General features: G+C 29.2%; 18 protein-coding genes and 1 riboswitch. Of the genes, 2 read left to right on the forward strand and 16 right to left on the reverse strand.

The genetic code is table 11. From position 1 onward, the window contains the following. Positions 1-610: 610 nt before the first annotated feature. The 6 genes from guaA to Q0F58_RS10220 form a co-directional block, all read right to left on the reverse strand. Complete coding sequence (gene guaA, locus Q0F58_RS10195; RefSeq protein ID WP_294375913.1) at positions 611-2,152, reverse strand: glutamine-hydrolyzing GMP synthase; 1,542 nt, start codon at positions 2,150-2,152, stop codon at positions 611-613. A 102-nt stretch (positions 2,153-2,254) separates the two neighbouring features. Then, positions 2,255-3,709 (reverse strand): IMP dehydrogenase, encoded by a 1,455-nt coding sequence (gene guaB / locus Q0F58_RS10200; RefSeq protein ID WP_294375917.1) that lies wholly within the window; start codon positions 3,707-3,709, stop codon positions 2,255-2,257. A gap of 148 nt (positions 3,710-3,857) precedes the next feature. Beyond that, a riboswitch (purine riboswitch) is annotated at positions 3,858-3,955 on the reverse strand. 202 nt (positions 3,956-4,157) lie between these two features. Next, complete coding sequence (locus Q0F58_RS10205) at positions 4,158-4,586, reverse strand: type II secretion system protein (protein WP_294375919.1); 429 nt, start codon at positions 4,584-4,586, stop codon at positions 4,158-4,160. A gap of 257 nt (positions 4,587-4,843) precedes the next feature. After that, on the reverse strand, positions 4,844-6,472 hold the full coding sequence (gene groL, locus Q0F58_RS10210; protein WP_294375921.1) for a chaperonin GroEL: 1,629 nt from the start codon (positions 6,470-6,472) through the stop codon (positions 4,844-4,846). Between the two features lie 60 nt (positions 6,473-6,532). Continuing rightward, entirely contained in the window at positions 6,533-6,817 is a 285-nt protein-coding gene (gene groES, locus Q0F58_RS10215) for a co-chaperone GroES (protein WP_294375923.1), read from the reverse strand. A gap of 329 nt (positions 6,818-7,146) precedes the next feature. After that, positions 7,147-8,634 carry a 4Fe-4S dicluster domain-containing protein gene (locus Q0F58_RS10220; protein ID WP_294375925.1) on the reverse strand — a complete coding sequence of 496 codons (1,488 nt, stop codon included), beginning with the start codon at positions 8,632-8,634 and terminating at the stop codon, positions 7,147-7,149. Positions 8,635-8,886: 252 nt separating this feature from the next. On the opposite strand from Q0F58_RS10220, the gene Q0F58_RS10225 reads away from it, so the two are divergent. Beyond that, entirely contained in the window at positions 8,887-9,189 is a 303-nt protein-coding gene (locus Q0F58_RS10225) for an HNH endonuclease (protein ID WP_294375927.1), read from the forward strand. A gap of 70 nt (positions 9,190-9,259) precedes the next feature. Here Q0F58_RS10225 and Q0F58_RS10230 read toward each other — a convergent pair whose 3' ends face one another. From Q0F58_RS10230 to nagA, 10 genes are all read right to left on the reverse strand, one after another. Continuing rightward, complete coding sequence (locus tag Q0F58_RS10230; RefSeq protein WP_294375930.1) at positions 9,260-10,189, reverse strand: DNA-3-methyladenine glycosylase; 930 nt, start codon at positions 10,187-10,189, stop codon at positions 9,260-9,262. A gap of 563 nt (positions 10,190-10,752) precedes the next feature. Beyond that, positions 10,753-11,601 carry a 3-hydroxybutyryl-CoA dehydrogenase gene (locus Q0F58_RS10235; RefSeq protein ID WP_294375933.1) on the reverse strand — a complete coding sequence of 283 codons (849 nt, stop codon included), beginning with the start codon at positions 11,599-11,601 and terminating at the stop codon, positions 10,753-10,755. Between the two features lie 156 nt (positions 11,602-11,757). Then, entirely contained in the window at positions 11,758-12,762 is a 1,005-nt protein-coding gene (locus tag Q0F58_RS10240) for an electron transfer flavoprotein subunit alpha/FixB family protein (protein WP_294375935.1), read from the reverse strand. Between the two features lie 22 nt (positions 12,763-12,784). Beyond that, positions 12,785-13,564, reverse strand: a complete 780-nt coding sequence (locus Q0F58_RS10245; protein ID WP_294375939.1) for an electron transfer flavoprotein subunit beta/FixA family protein — start codon at positions 13,562-13,564, stop codon at positions 12,785-12,787. Between the two features lie 14 nt (positions 13,565-13,578). Then, entirely contained in the window at positions 13,579-14,718 is a 1,140-nt protein-coding gene (locus tag Q0F58_RS10250) for an acyl-CoA dehydrogenase (RefSeq protein ID WP_294375942.1), read from the reverse strand. A gap of 75 nt (positions 14,719-14,793) precedes the next feature. Next, positions 14,794-15,579, reverse strand: coding sequence for a short-chain-enoyl-CoA hydratase (locus Q0F58_RS10255; protein ID WP_294375945.1), 786 nt, complete (start codon positions 15,577-15,579; stop codon positions 14,794-14,796). Positions 15,580-16,078: 499 nt separating this feature from the next. Continuing rightward, positions 16,079-16,714 carry a redox-sensing transcriptional repressor Rex gene (locus Q0F58_RS10260; RefSeq protein WP_294375948.1) on the reverse strand — a complete coding sequence of 212 codons (636 nt, stop codon included), beginning with the start codon at positions 16,712-16,714 and terminating at the stop codon, positions 16,079-16,081. Between the two features lie 526 nt (positions 16,715-17,240). After that, positions 17,241-17,849, reverse strand: coding sequence for a zinc dependent phospholipase C family protein (locus tag Q0F58_RS10265; protein WP_294375951.1), 609 nt, complete (start codon positions 17,847-17,849; stop codon positions 17,241-17,243). Positions 17,850-17,997: 148 nt separating this feature from the next. Then, complete coding sequence (gene nagB, locus Q0F58_RS10270; protein ID WP_294375953.1) at positions 17,998-18,723, reverse strand: glucosamine-6-phosphate deaminase; 726 nt, start codon at positions 18,721-18,723, stop codon at positions 17,998-18,000. 80 nt (positions 18,724-18,803) lie between these two features. After that, positions 18,804-19,937 carry an N-acetylglucosamine-6-phosphate deacetylase gene (gene nagA, locus Q0F58_RS10275; RefSeq protein ID WP_294375956.1) on the reverse strand — a complete coding sequence of 378 codons (1,134 nt, stop codon included), beginning with the start codon at positions 19,935-19,937 and terminating at the stop codon, positions 18,804-18,806. Positions 19,938-20,296: 359 nt separating this feature from the next. On the opposite strand from nagA, the gene Q0F58_RS10280 reads away from it, so the two are divergent. After that, entirely contained in the window at positions 20,297-21,025 is a 729-nt protein-coding gene (locus Q0F58_RS10280) for a GntR family transcriptional regulator (protein ID WP_294375958.1), read from the forward strand. Positions 21,026-21,282: the final 257 nt, after the last annotated feature.

Below are 21,282 nucleotides of genomic sequence, written 5' to 3' on the forward strand. Positions count from 1 at the left end.
AGTTTTAATACTTTAAAAAATAAAGTTTTAACTTTAGAGTATTACAATAAAATCAATTAACGTTGGAAAGAACCATTTTAATGTTGACATTTATACACTTGAGGATATTTACGGTCTTACCATCAGTGAAACAGGCGGTGAAATCTGTTTAAAGGTCAGCAAGGACAAAAGCAAAGCCGCTGAAGAACTGCTGCAAATGCTCACAGCTTGGCAGGAACAGGCTGCAAAGCTCTCTGCTGAAGAAATCAACAAGGAAACCTACGACCAATGGCGGTACAATTATCCGAAATTTGACACTACGCAGCATTGGGCGGAAATTCCCTCTAAGGAATTAAGCGATTCCTTAGTTGAAGCATTCAAAGACCGACTTCCCAAAGACTGATAAAGACGACAAAAACGCCCTTAGCCATGAGTTACTACCCACAGCTAAGGGCGTTTCTAATATGGATTTATTACAGTCACACAAGCCGATTTAAAATCATTCTATCACTTATAAACCACTTGACAGTAAGAATAATCGCACTTGCATAACTGTTATCAATTTGTTATCAAAAGACCTTTCAAAAGTCCGCAAACCCGCATAAACACTGGGTTTCTTCGACTTCTCAACTTATTCGAACTCAATAGTAGCTGGTGGCTTACCTGTACAATCATAGAATACTCTGTTTACACCCTTAACTTCATTTACTATTCTAGTTGTTACCTTTCCAAGTACTTCCCAAGGAAGGTCTGCTGATTCTGCTGTCATGAAATCACTTGTTGTTACAGCTCTAAGAGCTACAGCATAATCATAAGTTCTTTCATCTCCCATAACACCAACTGAACGCATATTAGTTAACGCTGCAAAGTATTGACCAATTTCTTTATCAAGTCCTGCATTTGCAATTTCTTCACGATATATTGCATCTGCATCTTGAACTATTCTTACCTTTTCAGCTGTTACTTCACCAATTATACGAATACCAAGTCCTGGCCCTGGGAATGGCTGTCTGTAAACTAAGTTTTCAGGTATACCAAGTTCTAATCCTGCTTTTCTAACTTCATCCTTAAATAATAATCTAAGAGGTTCAATTATTTCTTTAAAATCAACATAATCAGGAAGTCCTCCAACATTATGGTGTGATTTTATAACTGCTGATTTTCCAAGACCACTTTCAATTACATCTGGATAAATAGTACCTTGTACAAGATAATCTACAGCACCAATTTTCTTAGCTTCTTCTTCAAAAACTCTTATGAATTCTTCACCAATTATCTTTCTCTTAGTTTCTGGATCTTCTACACCAGCTAACTTTTCATAAAATCTTTCTTGTGCATTTACACGTATGAAATTCAAGTCATAATTTCCTTCTGGACCAAATACAGCTTCAACTTCATCACCTTCATTTTTACGGAGTAAACCATGGTCAACAAACACACATGTTAACTGTTTTCCAACTGCTTTTGAAAGTAATACGGCAGCTACTGACGAATCAACTCCACCTGATAAAGCGCATAAAACTTTACCATTTCCTACTTTTTCTCTGATTTCTTCAATTGTCTTTTCCACAAATGAATCCATCTTCCAGTCACCAGCACATTTACATATGTTATATACAAAGTTTGAAAGCATCTTAGTTCCTTCTTGTGTATGCATTACTTCTGGATGGAACTGAACTGCATATAAATTCTTTTCTTCACATTCCATAGCAGCAACTGGACATACAGGAGTTTTTGCTGTAACTTTAAATCCTTCTGGTGCTTTTTCTATGTAATCAGTATGACTCATCCAACATATTGTTTTAGATGATACATCAGTAAATATTTTTGAATCTGTATTTACTTCAACTTCTGTCTTTCCATATTCACTTACTGGCGCTGTTGCTACTTTACCTCCAAGCATGTGAGACATAAGCTGAGAACCATAGCATATACCAAGAATAGGTACTCCTATTTCAAATAAAGCTTTATCACATAGAGGAGAATCTTCACCATATACACTGTTTGGTCCACCTGTGAAAATAATTCCCTTTGGATTCATTTCCTTTATTTTTTCAACGCTTAAAGTATAAGGATGAACTTCACAATATACATTGCATTCTCTTACTCTTCTTGCTATTAATTGATTGTATTGTCCACCGAAATCAATAACTAAAATTAACTCTTTTTTCATAGTTTCCTCCTAAAAAGTTCTTAATATATACTATTATTACTTAAATAAATATTCTTTTCAACTTTTTATTAACATTTATTTATAAATCAGCTCTAATATTCGTTATTGTTGTACACTATAGTTTGGTGCTTCTTTAGTTATGTTAATGTCATGTGGATGACTTTCTCTTAATCCAGCACCAGTTTGAACTACAAATCTTGCAGTTTCATATAATGTATCTAAGTCTTTTGAACCTAAATATCCCATACCTGATCTAATACCACCAATTAATTGGAATATAGTATCAGATACTAATCCTTTATATGCAACTCTTCCTTCTACACCTTCTGGAACTAATTTTTTATTTCCTTCTTGGAAATATCTATCCTTAGAACCACATTCCATTGCTGCAAGTGATCCCATACCTCTGTATACTTTGTAACTTCTTCCTTGATATATTTCCATTTCTCCTGGAGCTTCTTCACATCCTGCAAATAATGATCCAAGCATTGCTACTGATGCACCAGCTGCTAAAGCTTTAACTATATCTCCTGAATATTTGAGACCACCATCAGCAATTACTGGAATTCCGTATTTTCTTCCCATTTCAGCACAATCCATAACAGCTGTTAATTGTGGTACACCTACACCTGCAACAACTCTTGTTGTACAAATAGAACCTGGTCCTATACCAACTTTAACACAATCTGCACCAGCTTTTATTAAGTCTTCTACTGCTTCAGCAGTAGCAACATTACCAGCAATAACTTGAAGATCTGGATATGCAGCTTTAATCTTTTTAACTGCTTCTAAAACTCCTTGTGAATGTCCATGAGCTGTATCAAGAACTATAACATCAACTTGAGCTTTTACTAAAGCATCTATTCTTTCCATCATGTTAGCAGTAACACCTACACCTGCACCACATAATAATCTTCCCTTTTCATCTTTAGCAGCATTTGGGAACTTTTTAACTTTTTCAATATCTTTCATTGTTATAAGTCCCTTTAAGTTTCCTTCATCATCTACTAAAGGTAATTTTTCAATTTTGTGTTTCTTTAAAATTTCCTTAGCTTCTTCAACTGTAGTTTTCTCACTTGCAGTTATTAAGTTTTCTTTTGTCATTACTTCAGAAATTTTCTTTTGAAAATCTGTTTCAAATATTATATCTCTGTTTGTAATTATTCCAACTAATTTTCCATCTTTAGTAACAGGAACACCTGAAATTCTATATTGAGCCATTAAATTTTCAGCATCTTGAATAAGATGGTCTTCTGATAAGAATATTGGATCTGTAATTACACCATTTTCTTGTCTCTTAACTTTATCAACTTCCTTAGCCTGTTGTTCTATTGTCATGTTTTTATGTATAATTCCAATTCCGCCTTCTCTTGCCATAGCAATTGCCATTTTAGATTCAGTTACTGTATCCATTCCTGCACTCATTAAAGGTATGTTTAAAGCAATTTTCTTTGTTAATTGAGTCTTAGTGCTTACCTCCCTTGGTAATATTTCTGACTTATTAGGCATTAATAATACGTCATCAAAAGTATAAGCTGTTTTAACAATCTTTGCCATTTATATTTCCTCCCTATTTTGAATAATTAATTGCATTTTAAAAGATATTTGAATGTTTTTCTTGCATTTTTTGTTGTGATTTTGGGTATAAAAAAAGCACATTAATCATTTTAAGTGATTTTAATATGCTTATGATAAATTAATATCATACTATATTAATATCACTCATAGTCAGAAATTTAAGGTTTCCGGTAGATACTCCCTGCCTTATCCAGGGTATATATGAGTTTTTAATGTGCCGTATCTTTGAATTAAACCTATTATAATGTATGTAAAAAATAAAGTCAATAAATTTGACATAAAAATTGCATTTTAAAAATTTTATTTTTCTTTTTAAAATCAAATCATTCTTATTTATGAATTTTTTCTATTTTAAACATATATAATCCATAATATGATTTATTCAAACTATTAAATTTTATATCAATTTTTATTAATATTTTCTTTTTTAATTTTCAATTCTATCTTTAGAATCAGATTCTTTTCCATCACCTAGGACTTTTGTAAGTTTTTCAGTTTTATCATTAATTTCAAATTCTGCTCCATTAACAATAGCATAGCAATCTTTAACAGTAGTTCCTTCACTTAAATTATCTAATTTTACATCTTTTAAATACTTATCTATTCCACTTTTATTTTTTATATTATTTACAGTCATATTTCCTGAAATTTCTGATTTATTTTTTAAATTATATGATTCAACAGCCATAACAACACTTCTGCTTTGATCAAGCACCTTCAATTTTTTTGCTTCCCTAATATATCCACTTATGCTTGGAATTAAAGCACCTGCTATTATGCCTATTATACACATTACTACAACTAATTCAACTAAAGTAAATCCTTTCTTTTTTCTCTTTCTATAAAATCTATTCACTTAAAAACCTCCCTTATGTATTATTTTTCTAAAATATATGTATCAATCAACATTAGTTTTTTAACTGTAAAAATTATTAATATAAATAACAAATTTTATCAATCGAACATATTATCTTAATTATTCCTTATCTGTGAATTTTTATACACAAAAAAGACCATAAAAGGATTATTTTCCTTTTATGGTCTTAATATCTTTATAAACCTACTGGTTTTATATAATGTTAATAATAAAACTTATATAAATCTTTATTTATTTTAGTACATTCCATCCATTCCCATTCCTGGAGCACCTGCTGGCATTGCTGGTTCTTTAGATGGAATATCAGCTACAGCAGCTTCAGTTGTTAAGAATGTAGATGCTACTGATGCAGCATTTTGAAGAGCTGATCTAGTAACCTTAGTTGGGTCAACAATTCCTGCTTTGATCATATTCTTATATTCATCATGTAAAGCATCATATCCTACACCAGCTTCACTGTTTTTAACTTTTTCAATTATTACTGAGCCTTCAACTCCTGCATTAACAGCAATTTGTCTTACTGGTTCTTCTAATGCCTTAACAATTATATTGATACCAACTTGACTGTCTGCAACATCAGATGTTAATTTAGCCACTTCATTGATTACATTAACATAAGCAGTTCCACCACCAGCTACTATACCTTCTTCAACAGCTGCTTTTGTAGCATTCAATGCATCTTCAATTCTTAATTTCTTTTCTTTTAATTCAGTTTCAGTAGCTGCACCAACTTTGATTACTGCAACTCCACCAGAAAGCTTAGCTAATCTTTCTTGTAATTTTTCTTTATCAAATTCAGAAGAAGTTTCTTCTATTTGAGCTCTGATTTGAGCAACTCTTTCCTTAATTGCTGTTGAATCGCCCTTGCCATTAACTATAACTGTATTTTCTTTATTTACTTTAACACTATCAGCAGTTCCTAACATATCTAAAGTAACTTCTTTTAAATCCCTTCCTAATTCTTCAGAAATTACAGTACCACCTGTTAAGATTGCTATGTCTTGTAACATTTCTTTTCTTCTATCACCAAATCCTGGAGCCTTAACAGCTACACAAGTAAATGTTCCTCTTAATTTATTAACTACTAATGTTGCCATTGCTTCGCCTTCAATATCCTCAGCAATAATTAATAGTTTCTTTCCTGTCTTAACTATTTCTTCAAGTATAGGTAATATTTCTTGTATGTTACTAATCTTCTTATCTGTAATTAAGATGTATGGATTATCTAAAACAGCTTCCATTTTTTCTGTATCTGTAGCCATGTAAGGAGATACATATCCTCTATCAAACTGCATACCTTCAACTACATCTAATTCAGTTCCCATTGATTTTGATTCTTCAATAGTAATAACACCTTCATTACCTACTTTTTCCATAGCATCAGCAATTAATTGACCTACTTCTTCATCTGCAGCAGAAATAGCAGCAACTCTAGCTATATCCTCTTTTCCTTCTACTGGCTTAGAAATCTTCTTAATTTCTTCTACTGCTTTTTCAACAGCAACCTTTATACCATTTCTAAGTAATATTGGATTAGCTCCTGCTGTTACATTCTTTAATCCTTCTCTTATTATAGCTTGAGCTAATAATGTTGCAGTAGTTGTACCATCACCTGCAACATCATTAGTTTTAGTTGCAACTTCTTTAACTAATTGAGCTCCCATATTTTCATATGGATCTTCTAATTCTATTTCTCTTGCAATTGAAACACCATCGTTTGTTATTAATGGTGCACCAAATTTTTTATCTAAAACAACATTTCTTCCTTTTGGTCCTAAAGTAACTTTAACTGTATCTGCTAATTTATCTACGCCAACCTGCATAGCTCTTCTTGCATCTTCTCCGAATTTTAACATTTTAGCCATTTATAACACTCTCCTCTTAATCAAATTTAAGCTATTCAATAACATGTCATATCATTATTTCTATTCAACTATTGCTAATATATCTTCTTGTTTTAATATAGTATATTCTTCTCCAGAAACCTTAACTTCTGTTCCAGCATACTTAGAATATAGAACTTTGTCGCCAACTTTAACTTCCATGGCAACTCTCTTTCCATCAACTAAAGCTCCAGGTCCTACTGCAACTACTTCTGCTTCTTGTGGTCTTTCCTTAGCACTTCCTGTTAAGACTATTCCACTTTTAGTCTTTTCTTCTGCCTCTAATTTTTTAATTACTACTCTTTCACCAAGTGGTTTAATGTTCATGAAAAACCCTCCTTAAAAATATCTATGATTATTATAATTATTTTTATTTCCATTATTAGCACTCATCACTATCGAGTGCTAATATAATTATAATATCCTTTATATCCATATAATTCAAACATTACTTCTAATATTATATCCTGTTTTAAGTTAAATATTACTGTTTATTTTAAATTATGTTCTATATGCTCACGCTTTCTTTCATTTTCTAAAAATTTTAATTTAATATCATTTCAACGCTAAAACATAAATTTTTTAACAATCAAAAACATATTGATTATTACTGAAAGTAATTTGTTTATATAATAAAAAATTTGAAATATACATTATTATTTTTTCAAATTTACATTATCAAACTCTTTTAATTTTTCATTAGATGAAATATTTTCTATTTTCCCTTGCTTATTTATTTTATTCAGCCTATATTTTCCTTTTTTAATAGAAATTAATTTAGATGGACCATTTATGCATCCTCCTTCACACATCATTCCCTCAATAAAATTTCCATTTAATTTATTTGATTTAGCCATTGTCATAGTTTTTTTTATTTCTATTCCTCCAGATGATTTTATAGGGTTAAATTCAATTTCCAGCCCCATTTCTTTAATATATCCTTCAATTGCATTAATAATTCCACCTTCAGCTGCAAATCCTCTTCCTAATATAGATGCATCATTAACCTCAATATCATTACACTTATCAATATCTATTTCAAATGCATCCAATAATGCAAATAATTCTTCAAATGTTATTACATAGTCTACAGAATCCTTAACAGATTCTAACATAATCTCATTTTTCTTAGCTGTACATGGACCTATAAATACCACTTTTGCATTTTGGTCTTTAAGCTTTATATACCTTCCTGTTGCTACCATGGGAGATACAGTTTTTGATATTCTTCCTTTCTGGCTCGGAAACATTTTTTCAATATAACTTAAAAATGCAGGACAACATGAATTAGTCATATATAATTCGCCATTATTTAAACGGTTAATAAATTCATTAACTTCATGTATTACAACAGCATCAGCACCACATGCTACTTCAATCATGTCTTTAAATCCCAAATTTAATATCGCATCTTTAATTTGTCCATATTTTACATCTATATTGAATTGCCCACCTATTGCTGGCGCTGTTATTGCATACACATTACCATCAGACATAAGTTCATTCACAACTTTAACTATACAACTTTTATCCTCAATAGCTCCAAAAGGACAAGCTGCCATGCATGATCCACAATTTATACATTTATTTTCATTTATTTCACATGATAAATCATCTTTATTAAATTGTATTGCTCCTGTAGGACATGTCTTTTTACATGGCCTCATATCCTCTGCAATGGCATCATATGGACATGCTTTTTTACACATTCCACATTCTCTGCATTTTGTTGAATCAATATGTGCTCTACCATTTATATAACTTATTGCACCAAAATTACATACACTTTTACATCTATGTGCAATGCAATTTCTACATGCATCTGTAACTTCAAATCTTTTAATGGGACATCTATCACATGCAGCTTTTATTGTATATAGAATCTGTTTTTCTTCAGATATATCAACTAAATCTTCATTATTTTTTCTGTTAGGAATATATCCACATGCAAGTTTAATCCTTTCTAATAATATCTCTCTTTCTCTTTGAACATTGTCTCTATATTTAGGCTTATCCCCTTTTATCATTTCATACGGAATGTTTTTCATTGCTTCTTTTGTTAGATTATTCTGTTTTGCAAGAATAGCTACCCTAGTCAAAACTTCATGTTTTAATCTAAACAGTTCATCTTCAAATTGAAACATTCAATCACCTCTAACACAATTCATAGCTTTATAATTATACCATATTTTGTAAATTTATATGCCAATTATCCTCTATTCTTTTTGTTTTATAAAATAATTATGCTATAATTATTTTATAAAAGTTTATTTATATATATACATCACAACAATAAAACTACATAATAATTAAAGAAATCTTACAAAGATTTTATAAATAATTTTAAATTATCAGTTATATATTGTTAATTGGAAAATATATGTGAGGAGGATTTAATGGAGCAATATTATACATGTGAATTATGTAAAAGAAATGTTTCATTTGTTACAAAACATCATTTAATCCCCTTAGAAAAAGGTGGAAAAAAATTAGATACCGATGTAATACAGCTATGTCAAACTTGTCATTCTGCAATTCATGCATTATTCACTAATAGAGAATTAGCATCTCGTTTTAATTCTTTAGACCGTATAAAAAATGATCTAAAAATAAAAAAATATTTAAAATTTATTAAAAATGTTCCTGCTAATTCTAATGTACCAATAAAAAAATCCCGCAGAGTTAGAAAAAGCTGTTAGATTCTATTAATATATATTTATCTTAAAAAAGCCATGACTTTTCATTATTATCATGGCTTTTTTCACACTTTTAATCTATTTTTATCTTATTTTCTCTTGCATAATAGAACAGATATTGTTGTGCAAAACCTGAAAGTTTTTTAAACTTATTTCTTGCAAATATTCTTATTTTATTCAATGAAGCATCTTCAGCACCATAAAAATAGATCATCGCCCTTTTAACCCATACATCAACTGGAAATGCAGAATATTTTTTCATTGAAAACAACATGATACAATCTGCCACTTTTGATCCGACTCCCTTAAATTCCTGCAAAGCTATATGACATTCATCATCATTAAGATTTTTTATATATTCCAAATCATATTTCTTAAATTCTTCTATTTCTTCAAGACTGCCTTTTCTTTTAGCTTCACAGCTCTTATAAACGTTAGAAATTGTATCTATAATATACTTACTTCTAAATGATGCACCTGTTTCTTGAATTTCTTCTAATGAAGCATATTTTATTTCATCTACTGTAGGAAATGTATAATAAATTTTCCCTTTATATTCAATTTCCTTCCCCCATTTAGCAGATATTTTATTTATTGTTTTCATTATTGATGGTATGCTATTCCTTGCTGAAATAATGAAGCTTATTAACATTTCAAACGAATCCTGATTTAAAATCCTTATGCCAGGTCCAAATTCAACACATTTTTTCAATAAATCATCATGTGACAATTCATTTTTAATCATTGAATAATCTTCTTTTAAATTAAAATAATCAATCCATATATTCTTTACATCTTCTTCATTTGAATTGTATATTTTAATATTATTTCCATCTTCCTTAAGCTCGATTACTCTTTCAAACGCTACAATTATATAATTATTATCACTTATTTTTTCAAATCTAAAACATTGACCACATTCAAAAGTCTGTTTTAATTTAAAATTTTTAACACCCTCTATGACAATATATTCATCATAAACTGTTATTCTTTGGTAATCCATATACTCCATACTCCTTTTCATTTTCTCTATCCTTATATTTAATCATTTTTATAAATATATGTTGCAAAATCACATTTAAAGTTTATCTGATAAATGCAAAAATTTCATCCTTTATTGTCAATTGCAACATATATATATTAATACATAATTAATAATTTTATTATAATTGGTATTCTAAATTTAATACATATATATTATTCTCACTATATATCAAATATTATCATAACTATAATAATTAACACTATACATAATTATTAATTAACATTAATGACTCTATTTAGGGTTTCAAAATCTTACAAAAAATATTTAAAAATGAATAATAACTTAGATATAAGCATTTATAAAATTCAAATTTTCTTATATTGCAAAAATTATTCCGCTTATCAGCTTCTTCATAAAAAAATTCTAACATAAATATGTATGTAAAATAAAAAGACTGTTGCACAAAGATTAAATCATATAACATTTAGTATTTTATCTCTAAGAAATAATACTAAATATCCTAATTAAAATCTTCAATACAACAGTCATTAATTAAATTTGGATATTATTGTCTATAAATATTATTTAGAGTAATCATAGAATCCTTTTCCAGACTTTCTACCTAACCATCCAGCTCTAACATACTTTCTTAAAAGGCTGCTAGCTCTATATTTGCTGTCTCCTGTTTCATTATATAAAACATCCATGATAGCTAAACATACATCTAATCCTATAAGGTCACCTAAAGCTAAAGGTCCCATTGGGTGGTTAGCTCCAAGTTTCATAGCTGCATCGATATCTTCAACCTTTGCAACACCTTCTTGTAAAATGAAAGTAGCTTCATTAATCATTGGAATTAAGATTCTGTTTACAACAAATCCTGGTGCTTCAGCAACTTCTACTGGAGTCTTACCAATTTCTTCTGATATTGCTTTAACAGCATCAAAAGTTTCTTGAGAAGTTGCAGCTCCTCTGATAACTTCAACTAATTTCATAACTGGAGCTGGGTTAAAGAAATGCATTCCTATAACTTTATCAGCTCTCTTAGTTGCAGATGCAACTTCAGTTATTGATAATGAAGATGTATTTGAAGCTAAGATAGTTTCTGGCTTACAGATTCCATCTAATTCAGCAAATATTTCTTTTTTGATTTTCATATTTTCAACAGCAGCTTCAACTACTAAGTCACAATCTGCAGCTAATTTCATATCAGTTGTTCCTGAAATTCTTGAAAGTATAGCTTCTTTATCTGCTTCAGTTATCTTTTCTTTAGATACTAATTTAGTTAAAGATTTAGTTATTGTAGCTATTCCTCTTTCAACAAATTCGTCTTTTATATCTCTTACGATTACTTCGCAACCTTTAGCAGCAAATGCTTGTACAATACCAGCACCCATAGTTCCTGCACCAAGTACAAATACCTTTTTCATGGATAAATTCCTCCTAAAATATCAAATTGTGTTCCATAATTGCTATGCCCGATGTTTTGATTAAATCAATATCAGGCATAACTCTTTATGCTATTCAAATTAAAAACTAATTAAAATCCGTTCTAAAAATCCACTACTATTTTCTATATATAATTATTATGCTTCAACTAATTCTTTAGCTTGAGCGATTAATTCAGGTAATACCTTCTTAACATCTCCAACTATTCCGTAATCAGCAACTTGGAATATTGGTGCTGTTTCATCTTTATTGATAGCAATAATCATATCAGAATCTTGCATACCAGCAACGTGTTGGATAGCTCCTGAAATACCACAAGCTATATAGATTGATGGTTTAACAGTTTTACCAGTTTGTCCAACTTGGTAAGCATTTTCTATCCATCCTTTTTCTACTGCTGCTCTTGATCCAGCAACAACTCCACCTAATACTTTAGCTAATTCTTCTAGTAAAGCGAAGTTTTCTTTAGAACCTACTCCTCTACCACCAGAAACTATTATCTTAGCTTCAGATATATCTATTATATCTTTCATAGTCTTAACAGTTTCAACAACTTTAGTTCTTATATCGCTGTCAGCTAAGTTTACTGAAACTTTTTCAATTGTACATTTGCTTGCATCAGAATCTACTTTTTCAAATACTCCTGGTCTTACAGTAGCCATTTGAGGTCTATGATTTGGACATGCAATTGTAGCCATTAAGTTACCACCAAATGCTGGTCTTGTAGCTAATAATGCTCCACTTTCAACTTCAACATCAATTGAAGTACAGTCAGCTGTAAGTCCTGTGCTTAATCTTGCAGCTATTCTTGGTCCTAAATCTCTTCCTATAAATGTAGCACCAACAAATAAGATTCCTGGTTTTCTTTCATTTACTAAGTCACAGATAACTTTTGTATAAGCATCTGTAGTATAATGTTCTAAGTTTTTATCTTCAGCAACTAATACTTTATCTGCTCCGTGCTTTGCTAAAGTATCAGCTAAACCTGCAACATTGTTTCCTAATAATACAGCTGTTAATTCAACTCCTAATTTATCAGCTTGTCTTCTACCTTCTCCAAGTAGTTCTAAAGATACTTTTTGTAATTCGCCTTCTCTTTGTTCAGCGAAGACCCAAACGCCTTTATAATCTGCTATATTCATAATAAATTATCCTCCCTTGTGATTAGATGTAATGTTTCTCTTTTAATTTTCCTAAAACGTAAGCAACTGCTTCCTTTGGTGCTTCCTTAACAACTTCTCCAGCACCTTTAACTTCTTTAGTCATAGACTTCTTAACCTTTGTAGGAGATCCCTTAAGACCTAATTCTTCTACAGGTACATCTATGTCAGCAGCAGTCATAATCTTTATTTCATCATCTGAAGTAGAGAATATTCTTGCAACATTCATATATCTTGCTTCATTTAATTCTTCAATTGCAGTTAAAAGACATGGAGTCTTAACTTCAACTATTTGATGTCCATCTTCTAATGCTCTGTTAACTTTTAATGTATCACCATTAACTTCAACACCTTGAACATATGTTACTTGAGGAATGTTTAAATGTTCAGCAATTTCTGGACCAACTTGAGCAGTATCTCCATCGATTGCTTGTCTTCCTGCAAATATTAAATCATAATCTAAAGTCTTTATAAGACCTGCTAATGCTTTTGAAGTTGCTAAAGTATCAGCTCCTCCAAGTGCTCTATCAGTTAAAAGTATAGCTTCATCTGCACCCATACATAAAGCTTCTCTAAGTGCTGCTTTAGCATTTGGGATACCCATGCTTACTACAGTAACTTTTCCACCAACTTGTTCTTTAAGTTGAATAGCTCCTTCTAAAGCATGTTTGTCTTCTGGGTTGATTATTGCTGGAACACCATCTCTTATTAATGTACCAGTTTTTGGATCTATTTTTACAGCTGTTGTATCTGGAACTTGTTTTAAACAAACTACTATATTCATTATCTAATTGCCTCCTACTTTAAAATGTTTCCTGAAATAACCATCTTTTGAACTTCTGAAGTTCCTTCGTATATTTCAGTTATCTTAGCATCTCTCATCATTCTTTCCATTGGATATTCCTTAGTGAATCCATATCCTCCGAATATTTGAACTGCCTTAGTTGTAACTTCCATAGCAGTTTCAGCAGCAAATAATTTAGCTCTTGCAGCATCAATAGTATAAGGAAGACCTAATTGTTTGTTCATTGCAGCTTTATATACTAAATGCTTAGCAGCTTGAATCTTAACATCCATTTCTGCAATATACCATTGTAAACCTTGGAATGCAGCAAGTGGTCTCTTAAATTGTTTTCTTTCTTTCATGTAAGCGACTGCTTCTTCAAAAGCACCTTCAGCAATACCTAAAGCTTGAGCAGCGATACCAATTCTACCACCATCAAGAGTATGCATAGCTATCTTGAATCCTTTTCCTTCTTTACCAATTAAGTTTTCTTTTGGTACGATACAATCTTCCATGATTAATTCTGTTGTAGAAGATGCTCTAATACCCATCTTGTTTTCAACTTTTCCAATTGAGAATCCAGGGAAATCTTTTTCTACGATAAATGCAGAAATTCCTCTAGTTCCTTGACTCTTATCAGTCATAGCAAAAATAATGAAAGTTTCAGCAACTCCACCATTTGTTATGAATATTTTTGATCCATTTAATACATAATGATCTCCATCTAAAACTGCAGTAGTTTGTTGTCCTGCTGCATCTGTACCAGCATTTGGTTCAGTTAAACCGAAAGCACCTATTTTTTTACCTGAGCATAAGTCTGGTAAATATTTAGCTTTTTGATCTGGAGTACCATTTTCATCAATTACTGATGCACATAAAGAAGTATGAGCTGAAAGTATAACTCCTGTAGTACCACAAACTTTTGATAATTCTTCTACTGCGATTATGTAAGAAAGAACATCTCCGCCTGCTCCACCGACTTCTTTAGAGAATGGAATACCCATCATACCTAACTTAGCCATTTTTTTAACATTTTCCATTGGGAATCTTTCAGTTTCATCGATTTCTGCAGCAATTGGTTTAACTTCATTTACTGCGAATTCTCTAACCATTTGTTGTACTAATTCTTGTTCTCTAGTTAATTGGAAATTCATTAAAATTACCCTCCTTGTTAATTACATTGATAACATATATATAAATCTGTAATGGATTTGTACCTATTTTATAAATTATTTATTTTGGAAGTTCTTTTCTTTTCTTCTTTCTAAGAAAGCAGACATTCCTTCTGTCTGGTCTTCAGTTGCAAAGCACTTACCAAAATTTTCAGCTTCTATCATAACTGCCTTGTCTATAGAAACTTGCATTCCTCTATTGATTGCATCTTTACATAATCTAACTGCAACTGGTGCATTAGCTATAATTTTTGATGCTATTTTCTTAGCTTCATTCATAAGTTCTTCTAATGGAACTACTTTATTAACTAAGCCAATTCTGTAAGCTTCATCAGCTTTAATGTTTTGAGCTGTATATATCATTTCTTTAGCTTTACCTAAACCAACTATTCTAGCTAATCTTTGAGTACCACCAAATCCTGGTGTAATTCCTAAACCAACTTCAGGTTGTCCAAATAATGCTTTATCAGATGCTATTCTTATGTCACATGCCATAGATATTTCGCATCCGCCTCCAAGAGCAAATCCTTGTACTGCTGCAATAACAGGCTTATTTAAATTTTCTAATCTTAAAAATACTTTATTTCCAAGTTCTCCGAATTCTTTTCCTTGAGCTTCATTTAAATCTTTCATTTCAGCTATATCAGCACCAGCTACAAAAGACTTTTCTCCAGCTCCAGTTAAGATAACAGCATAAACATTATTATCATTTTCTAAATCTTCTAATACTGTATCTAAATCTTTTAAAGTGGCAGAATTTAAAGCATTTAAAGCTTTAGGTCTATTAATTGTAACAATCGCTAAATGTCCTTCTTTTTCAAGAATCACATTTTCTAATTCCATACTAGGATCCCCCTTCGAATTATATTAATTTTTAATCTTCTAACCATTTTGAATAATATTAAATTCAACATTTTGTTATAATATTAACAAATACAGACAAAATAATTGGAGCCACGCTCCATAATCAAATTATAATACTTTGTTAATTTTTTTGCAATAAAATATTACCATTTATGAGCATTTTTTTTATAGATTCTTTATATTTCATAATGGGTATATATTTATTATATATAGGTTTTTTATTCAAAGTATTTATTAAAGTTCTTAATAAAATTAATTTCAGCTTCCAATATTTAAAATTATATATTGGAGATTGAAATTAATGATTTAAAATAAAGTATCAAATCTTTTTAAAATTTCTTTGATATTTTTATATATCAGATGAATTCGAAATATAATTTTAATCTTCTAAGTATATGTGTATATCTTATTCATTAAATAAATCATAAAACAAAAAAGCATTTGAAGTATTTATATCTCCTTCAAATGCTTTTTTATTTTAATTATCTTGTTCATTCAATAAATAAATCAAGGTCATTAAACTTTCACTTAAATGAACATTCTCTACTTTTACTTGATCCGGCACCACTAAATCCACAGGTGCAAAATTCCATATTGCTCTTACTCCGCCTTTAATCAGTTCATCAGCTACATTTTGAGCATTTTTTCTTGGAACACAGATTATACCAATATCTATTCCTTCATTTTCTACTATTGTTCTCATTTCATCTATATCTTGAATTTCTACATCTCTTATTTTCATTCCTATTAATTTAGGATTAGCATCAAATATCACTTTGATTTTAAATCCAAGATCTTCAAATCTTGAATAATTAGATACTGCCTGACCTATATTTCCTGCACCAACTAATGCTGCTTGATATCCTCTATCTAATCCTAAAATAGATTTTATTTGATTATATAATTCTGTTACATTATATCCATATCCTTGCTGTCCAAAATCTCCAAAGCAATTTAAATCTTGTCTAATTTGAGATGCAGTAAATCCGATTTTTTCTCCCAATTCTTTTGAAGAAATTCTATCTACTTCATTTCTTTTAAGTTCGCCGAGATATCGGTAATACTTTGGCAATCTTTTAATAACTGCCATAGATATATTTTTATTCTTCTCCATCCTATTTTCTCCTTATTTAGTATAATTTTTAACAATCCATCTTACAATTTATACTTAATTATCCTAAAATAAACACAAGTCTAAAATTTTGTATATTATAGTATTTCATATAACATATCATAAAAATCTTTTATTGAGATTTTTATATCTTTACTAACTATAAAATATATACCATCATATTATACTCCATGTTTAATAATAATGCCATACTTATATACTTCATATGAAACTTAAAAATTGTAATTTTATAAACAAAAATATCCTAATAAAATTTTTATTGCACATCAACATTAAAATATTTTCTTAAAAAACCTTGCTTTATTTTTAACAAAGTTTCCTATTTGTTGTGTTAAATATTATAATTTTCTAAACAATTTAACTTAATATATTTATATGATTACTAATGTCTTTAAAAATTATGTATACATAAAATTCAAATTTCCATTTTATATATAAAAAGACTATTTTAAAATCATATGCTTCAAAAAGCAAAATAAATTTTAAAACAGCCATTTTTAATTTCAATCTATACTATATTCTTATTTTTATACAAAACTACATTTTTATTTGATAGTGCTTTATTTTTAAATACATTATTAAGAATCATATTTATGATACTATCACATACATAATATGAAAATACCAAATCATTATAATAACTTATCGTTCCATTATATTGATTCTGCAGTTCTTCAATAAATTCTTTAACATTTTTCTTAGTTACATTTGTATTTATAATCTTTGCAGGTTTATAATTCTTACAAAATTTAGCCAATTTTTGTTCATACATCATATGCTGTTTTACTGCATTAGTACTTTTAAATTCCCATCTATAATAATGTGGTGCACAGAAAAAATCACATAAAAAATGGCATACTACTCCAAGTTCCTCTGAAAATTTTCCCAGCTTCACATCATAATACACTTCTTCTAATGTAAGAGAAGATAAATTCACTATTTTTTCAATTATCATGTCAATACTTTCAGCATAATAATGTTTCTTCATTTTATATTTAGGTGTACAATCAGGTTTTATGTTTCCCCAAATAAATCGGTTCTTATTAATCAAATAAACGCTTTTACTATTTGCATACTTTAAAATATTCTCACCCATAATTTTGTGAGTATTAATCATCAAGATTTAACCACTTCCTCTAAAATTATTAGCACTCTATATCTCTTCTGCTTGATTATATTTTAATTATACTTTTAGTGCAAATATATAAATCTTTCCATATATATTATGATAATACTCACATGAATTATTTACAATATTTATTTTTTTAAATCAAATCATAAACTTCTTTTTCTACAATTACAGTTACATCTTGATGTAATTGTAACATTGTTGATGGATTTTGAGTTGTTATTTCTCCATCAATCAATTGTTTAACAGCTTTAGCTTTATCTTTTCCTTTAACCATCAAAATTATCTTTTTTGCATGCATTATCATTCCCACACCCATTGTAATTGCATACTTTGGCACTTCTTCTATAGAATTAAAAAATCTAGAATTTGCATTTATAGTACTTTCTGCTAATTTTACTTTATGTGTTCCATAAACCAAAACATCATTAGGTTCATTAAATCCGATATGTCCATTTGCCCCTATTCCAAGAACTTGAATATCAATTCCTCCAAGCTCCTCTATTTTTTTGTCATACTCTTTACATTCTTTTTCATAATCATCTTCCATTCCATTTGGAACAAAAGTTTTATCTTTATTAATATTTATATGATTAAATAAATTATTATCCATAAAATATCTATAACTTTGATCATTTTCTCCAGTCAAGCCCACATATTCATCTAAATTCACAGTTGAAACTTTTGAAAAATCTATTTCACCATTATTATTCATTTTTATAAGTTCTTTATACATTCCTATAGGAGTGCTTCCAGTAGCCAATCCTAAAACTGCATTTTGCTTTCTTTCCATTGTCTCTTTTATAATATTTGCAGCTACCCCACTCATCTTTTCATAATTTTCTACAACTAATATTTTCATAATAATTCCTCCCTTAATTATTTAGTCCATTTTTTATTTTTTCAATTCTGAGATCTCACTATTCTCTATAATAATCAAATTTAATTTGTTAATTCTTCTCCTGATATAAATACCTTTTTTATATTTATATCATCATCAAATAATATTAAATCTGCATCATATCCTTCTTTTATCATTCCTTTATGATTATCAACTTTACAATGTACTGCTGGATTATAAGATGCCATTCTGACTGCATTAAACAATGGAATATTTAGTTCCTTATATATATTTCGTACTGCTTTATCCAATGTCAGAACAGAACCAGCTAAAGCTCCATTTTTTAGTCTTGCTGCACAATCTTTCACTATAACATCCTGTCCTCCAAGGGTATACATTCCATCTTCCATGCAACATGCCATCATTGCATCAGTAATCAAAATTAATTTATCAACACCTTTTTGCTTATATGCAATTTGTAATGCTGGATATGAAACATGAATACCATCACATATAACTTCTGCTGTTATATCACTAGTAAATACTGCTCCTATAACACCAGTTTCTCTATGATTAAATGGAGTCATTGCATTATATAAATGAGTTGCATGTGATACTCCCCATTCTATATGATCAATAGTTTCCTCATAAGTAGCCCTTGTATGTCCTGTTGAACAGATTACACCCGTTTTTGCTATGTATCTAACCAATTCTTCAGCTCCATAAACTTCTGGTGCAATTGTTATACTAATAATTTCATCTTCATATCCTTCAACAATTTCTTTATATTTAGAAACACTTGGATTTAAAAGATATTTCTCATTTTGAGCTCCTAATGCTTCTTTACTTACAAATGGGCCTTCTAAATGTACTCCTAAAACACCTGCTCCTTTAGTTCCTGTAATAATGCATTGTTTTATTGCATCTAATGCTTTTCTAATATCTTCAACAGACTGAGTCATTGTAGTTGGTACAAATGATGTTGTTCCATGTTTTACTATTGCTTTTGAAATAGTATTTATGGATTCTACAGTGCCATCCATAGTATCACAATTTCCTGCTCCATGAATATGAATATCTATAAAACCAGGTGATAAATATAATCCATTTGCATCTACAATTTCTTCACCTTGATAATCTTTAGGATTTATTTCTCTTATCTTCCCATTTTCAATTAATACACTGCCTTCTTCTATCTTATCTAGATAAATAATTCTGCAATTTTTAATAATCATATTTTATCCTCCTTAATTTATTAATAATATTAATTCATCTTGCCAAACTGGTAATTACCACTTCTTTAATATTATTATATCTGCATACCAATATTATTTCAAGTATATTTATATATTTTATTATAGGTTATCGCTAAAACCTACTAATATCACTGAGTTATTGCTTTTTTATAATTATTTATTTATTATTATATTATAAAAATTCTTATGCAAAACTGGTAATTACAACTTTATATAAAAATTAAACATTTCAAAACACATGTATTTAATTCTTACAAAATAAATACATGGTAAATTGATTTTTAGTGCTAAATAATACTATAATTAATTAGATTAATTTGAGAGAGGTGTATTTTGTAATGGACAATAAAATAGATAAAGATTCGAAAACGCCACTATATATACAACTGATGAATATACTCATTCACAAAATAGAACACTCTATGCAGGAAGATGACAAGCTTGATTCAGAACGAGATATATGTCTAAGATATGATGTAAGCAGAACTACTGTAAGACAGGCATTAGATGAATTAGAAAAAAGAAAATATATTTATAAGGTTCAAGGAAAGGGCAATTTTGTTTCTCCTAAAATAGCTGCACTTGATTTAACAAATGTATCTTCATTTACTGACCAAATGAAAAAACTTGATAAAATTCCAAGCTCTAAATTATTGGCTTTTGAAATAATTGAGCCAGATCATAAGATTATTAACAAACTAAATTTAAAAATAAACTCTCTTGTTTTTAAAATTATTAGATTAAGACTTGCAGATGATATACCTCACATGTATGAAATAACTTATCTTCCTTATGATAAATTTGAAGGATTAACAAGAGAACTATTAACAGAAAATTCCATGTACAATGTATTAGAAAATAAATTTAATATAAAAATTTCCTCTGCTGATGAAATTCTTGAAAGTATACTTATAAACAAGATTGAAAGCATATATTTAAATGTTCCTCAAGGAAATCCAGGACTAAAAATAGAACGAATTTCTTATGAAAATAATATTATAGTTGAATATACTGTAAGTATTGCACGAGCAGATAAATTTAAGTATAAAGTTCATTTGAAAAGCTAAATATAAAAGGAAATAATAATCTATGTCATTTAAATCAGTTCATTAATATAAATTATTATTTCCTTTTATTTATAAAAATTTCTCAAATTCAAGATTATATCTAGTTAATTACAATTCCCTCCCAGTCAGGAAATTTTATAGTTATAGGCTTATCTAAAAATTATTTCCTCCAATGACATATGACATTTATTTAATTTTCTCAACTATAAAATATATTTTATAAATTAAAGAATACATTTATATGTTAATTCCTATTC

The organism is uncultured Clostridium sp., assembly GCF_934754915.1.
Taxonomy (GTDB): Bacteria; Bacillota; Clostridia; order Clostridiales; family Clostridiaceae; genus Clostridium.

Bases quoted from the DNA above. Each gene is read 5' to 3' on its own strand.
- nagB (WP_294375953.1), bottom strand. From the start codon at position 18,723: ATGAAAATATTAGTTGTAGAAAATTATGAAAAGATGAGTGGGGTAGCT.
- Q0F58_RS10255 (WP_294375945.1), bottom strand. From the start codon at position 15,579: ATGGAATTAGAAAATGTGATTCTTGAAAAAGAAGGACATTTAGCGATT.
- guaB (WP_294375917.1), bottom strand. From the start codon at position 3,709: ATGGCAAAGATTGTTAAAACAGCTTATACTTTTGATGACGTATTATTA.
- Q0F58_RS10260 (WP_294375948.1), bottom strand. From the start codon at position 16,714: ATGGAGAAGAATAAAAATATATCTATGGCAGTTATTAAAAGATTGCCA.
- guaA (WP_294375913.1), bottom strand. From the start codon at position 2,152: ATGAAAAAAGAGTTAATTTTAGTTATTGATTTCGGTGGACAATACAAT.
- Q0F58_RS10220 (WP_294375925.1), bottom strand. From the start codon at position 8,634: ATGTTTCAATTTGAAGATGAACTGTTTAGATTAAAACATGAAGTTTTG.
- nagA (WP_294375956.1), bottom strand. From the start codon at position 19,937: ATGATTATTAAAAATTGCAGAATTATTTATCTAGATAAGATAGAAGAA.
- groES (WP_294375923.1), bottom strand. From the start codon at position 6,817: ATGAACATTAAACCACTTGGTGAAAGAGTAGTAATTAAAAAATTAGAG.
- Q0F58_RS10245 (WP_294375939.1), bottom strand. From the start codon at position 13,564: ATGAATATAGTAGTTTGTTTAAAACAAGTTCCAGATACAACAGCTGTA.
- Q0F58_RS10240 (WP_294375935.1), bottom strand. From the start codon at position 12,762: ATGAATATAGCAGATTATAAAGGCGTTTGGGTCTTCGCTGAACAAAGA.
- Q0F58_RS10230 (WP_294375930.1), bottom strand. From the start codon at position 10,189: ATGGATTACCAAAGAATAACAGTTTATGATGAATATATTGTCATAGAG.
- Q0F58_RS10235 (WP_294375933.1), bottom strand. From the start codon at position 11,601: ATGAAAAAGGTATTTGTACTTGGTGCAGGAACTATGGGTGCTGGTATT.
- Q0F58_RS10250 (WP_294375942.1), bottom strand. From the start codon at position 14,718: ATGAATTTCCAATTAACTAGAGAACAAGAATTAGTACAACAAATGGTT.
- Q0F58_RS10265 (WP_294375951.1), bottom strand. From the start codon at position 17,849: ATGATTAATACTCACAAAATTATGGGTGAGAATATTTTAAAGTATGCA.
- Q0F58_RS10225 (WP_294375927.1), top strand. From the start codon at position 8,887: ATGGAGCAATATTATACATGTGAATTATGTAAAAGAAATGTTTCATTT.
- Q0F58_RS10280 (WP_294375958.1), top strand. From the start codon at position 20,297: ATGGACAATAAAATAGATAAAGATTCGAAAACGCCACTATATATACAA.
- groL (WP_294375921.1), bottom strand. From the start codon at position 6,472: ATGGCTAAAATGTTAAAATTCGGAGAAGATGCAAGAAGAGCTATGCAG.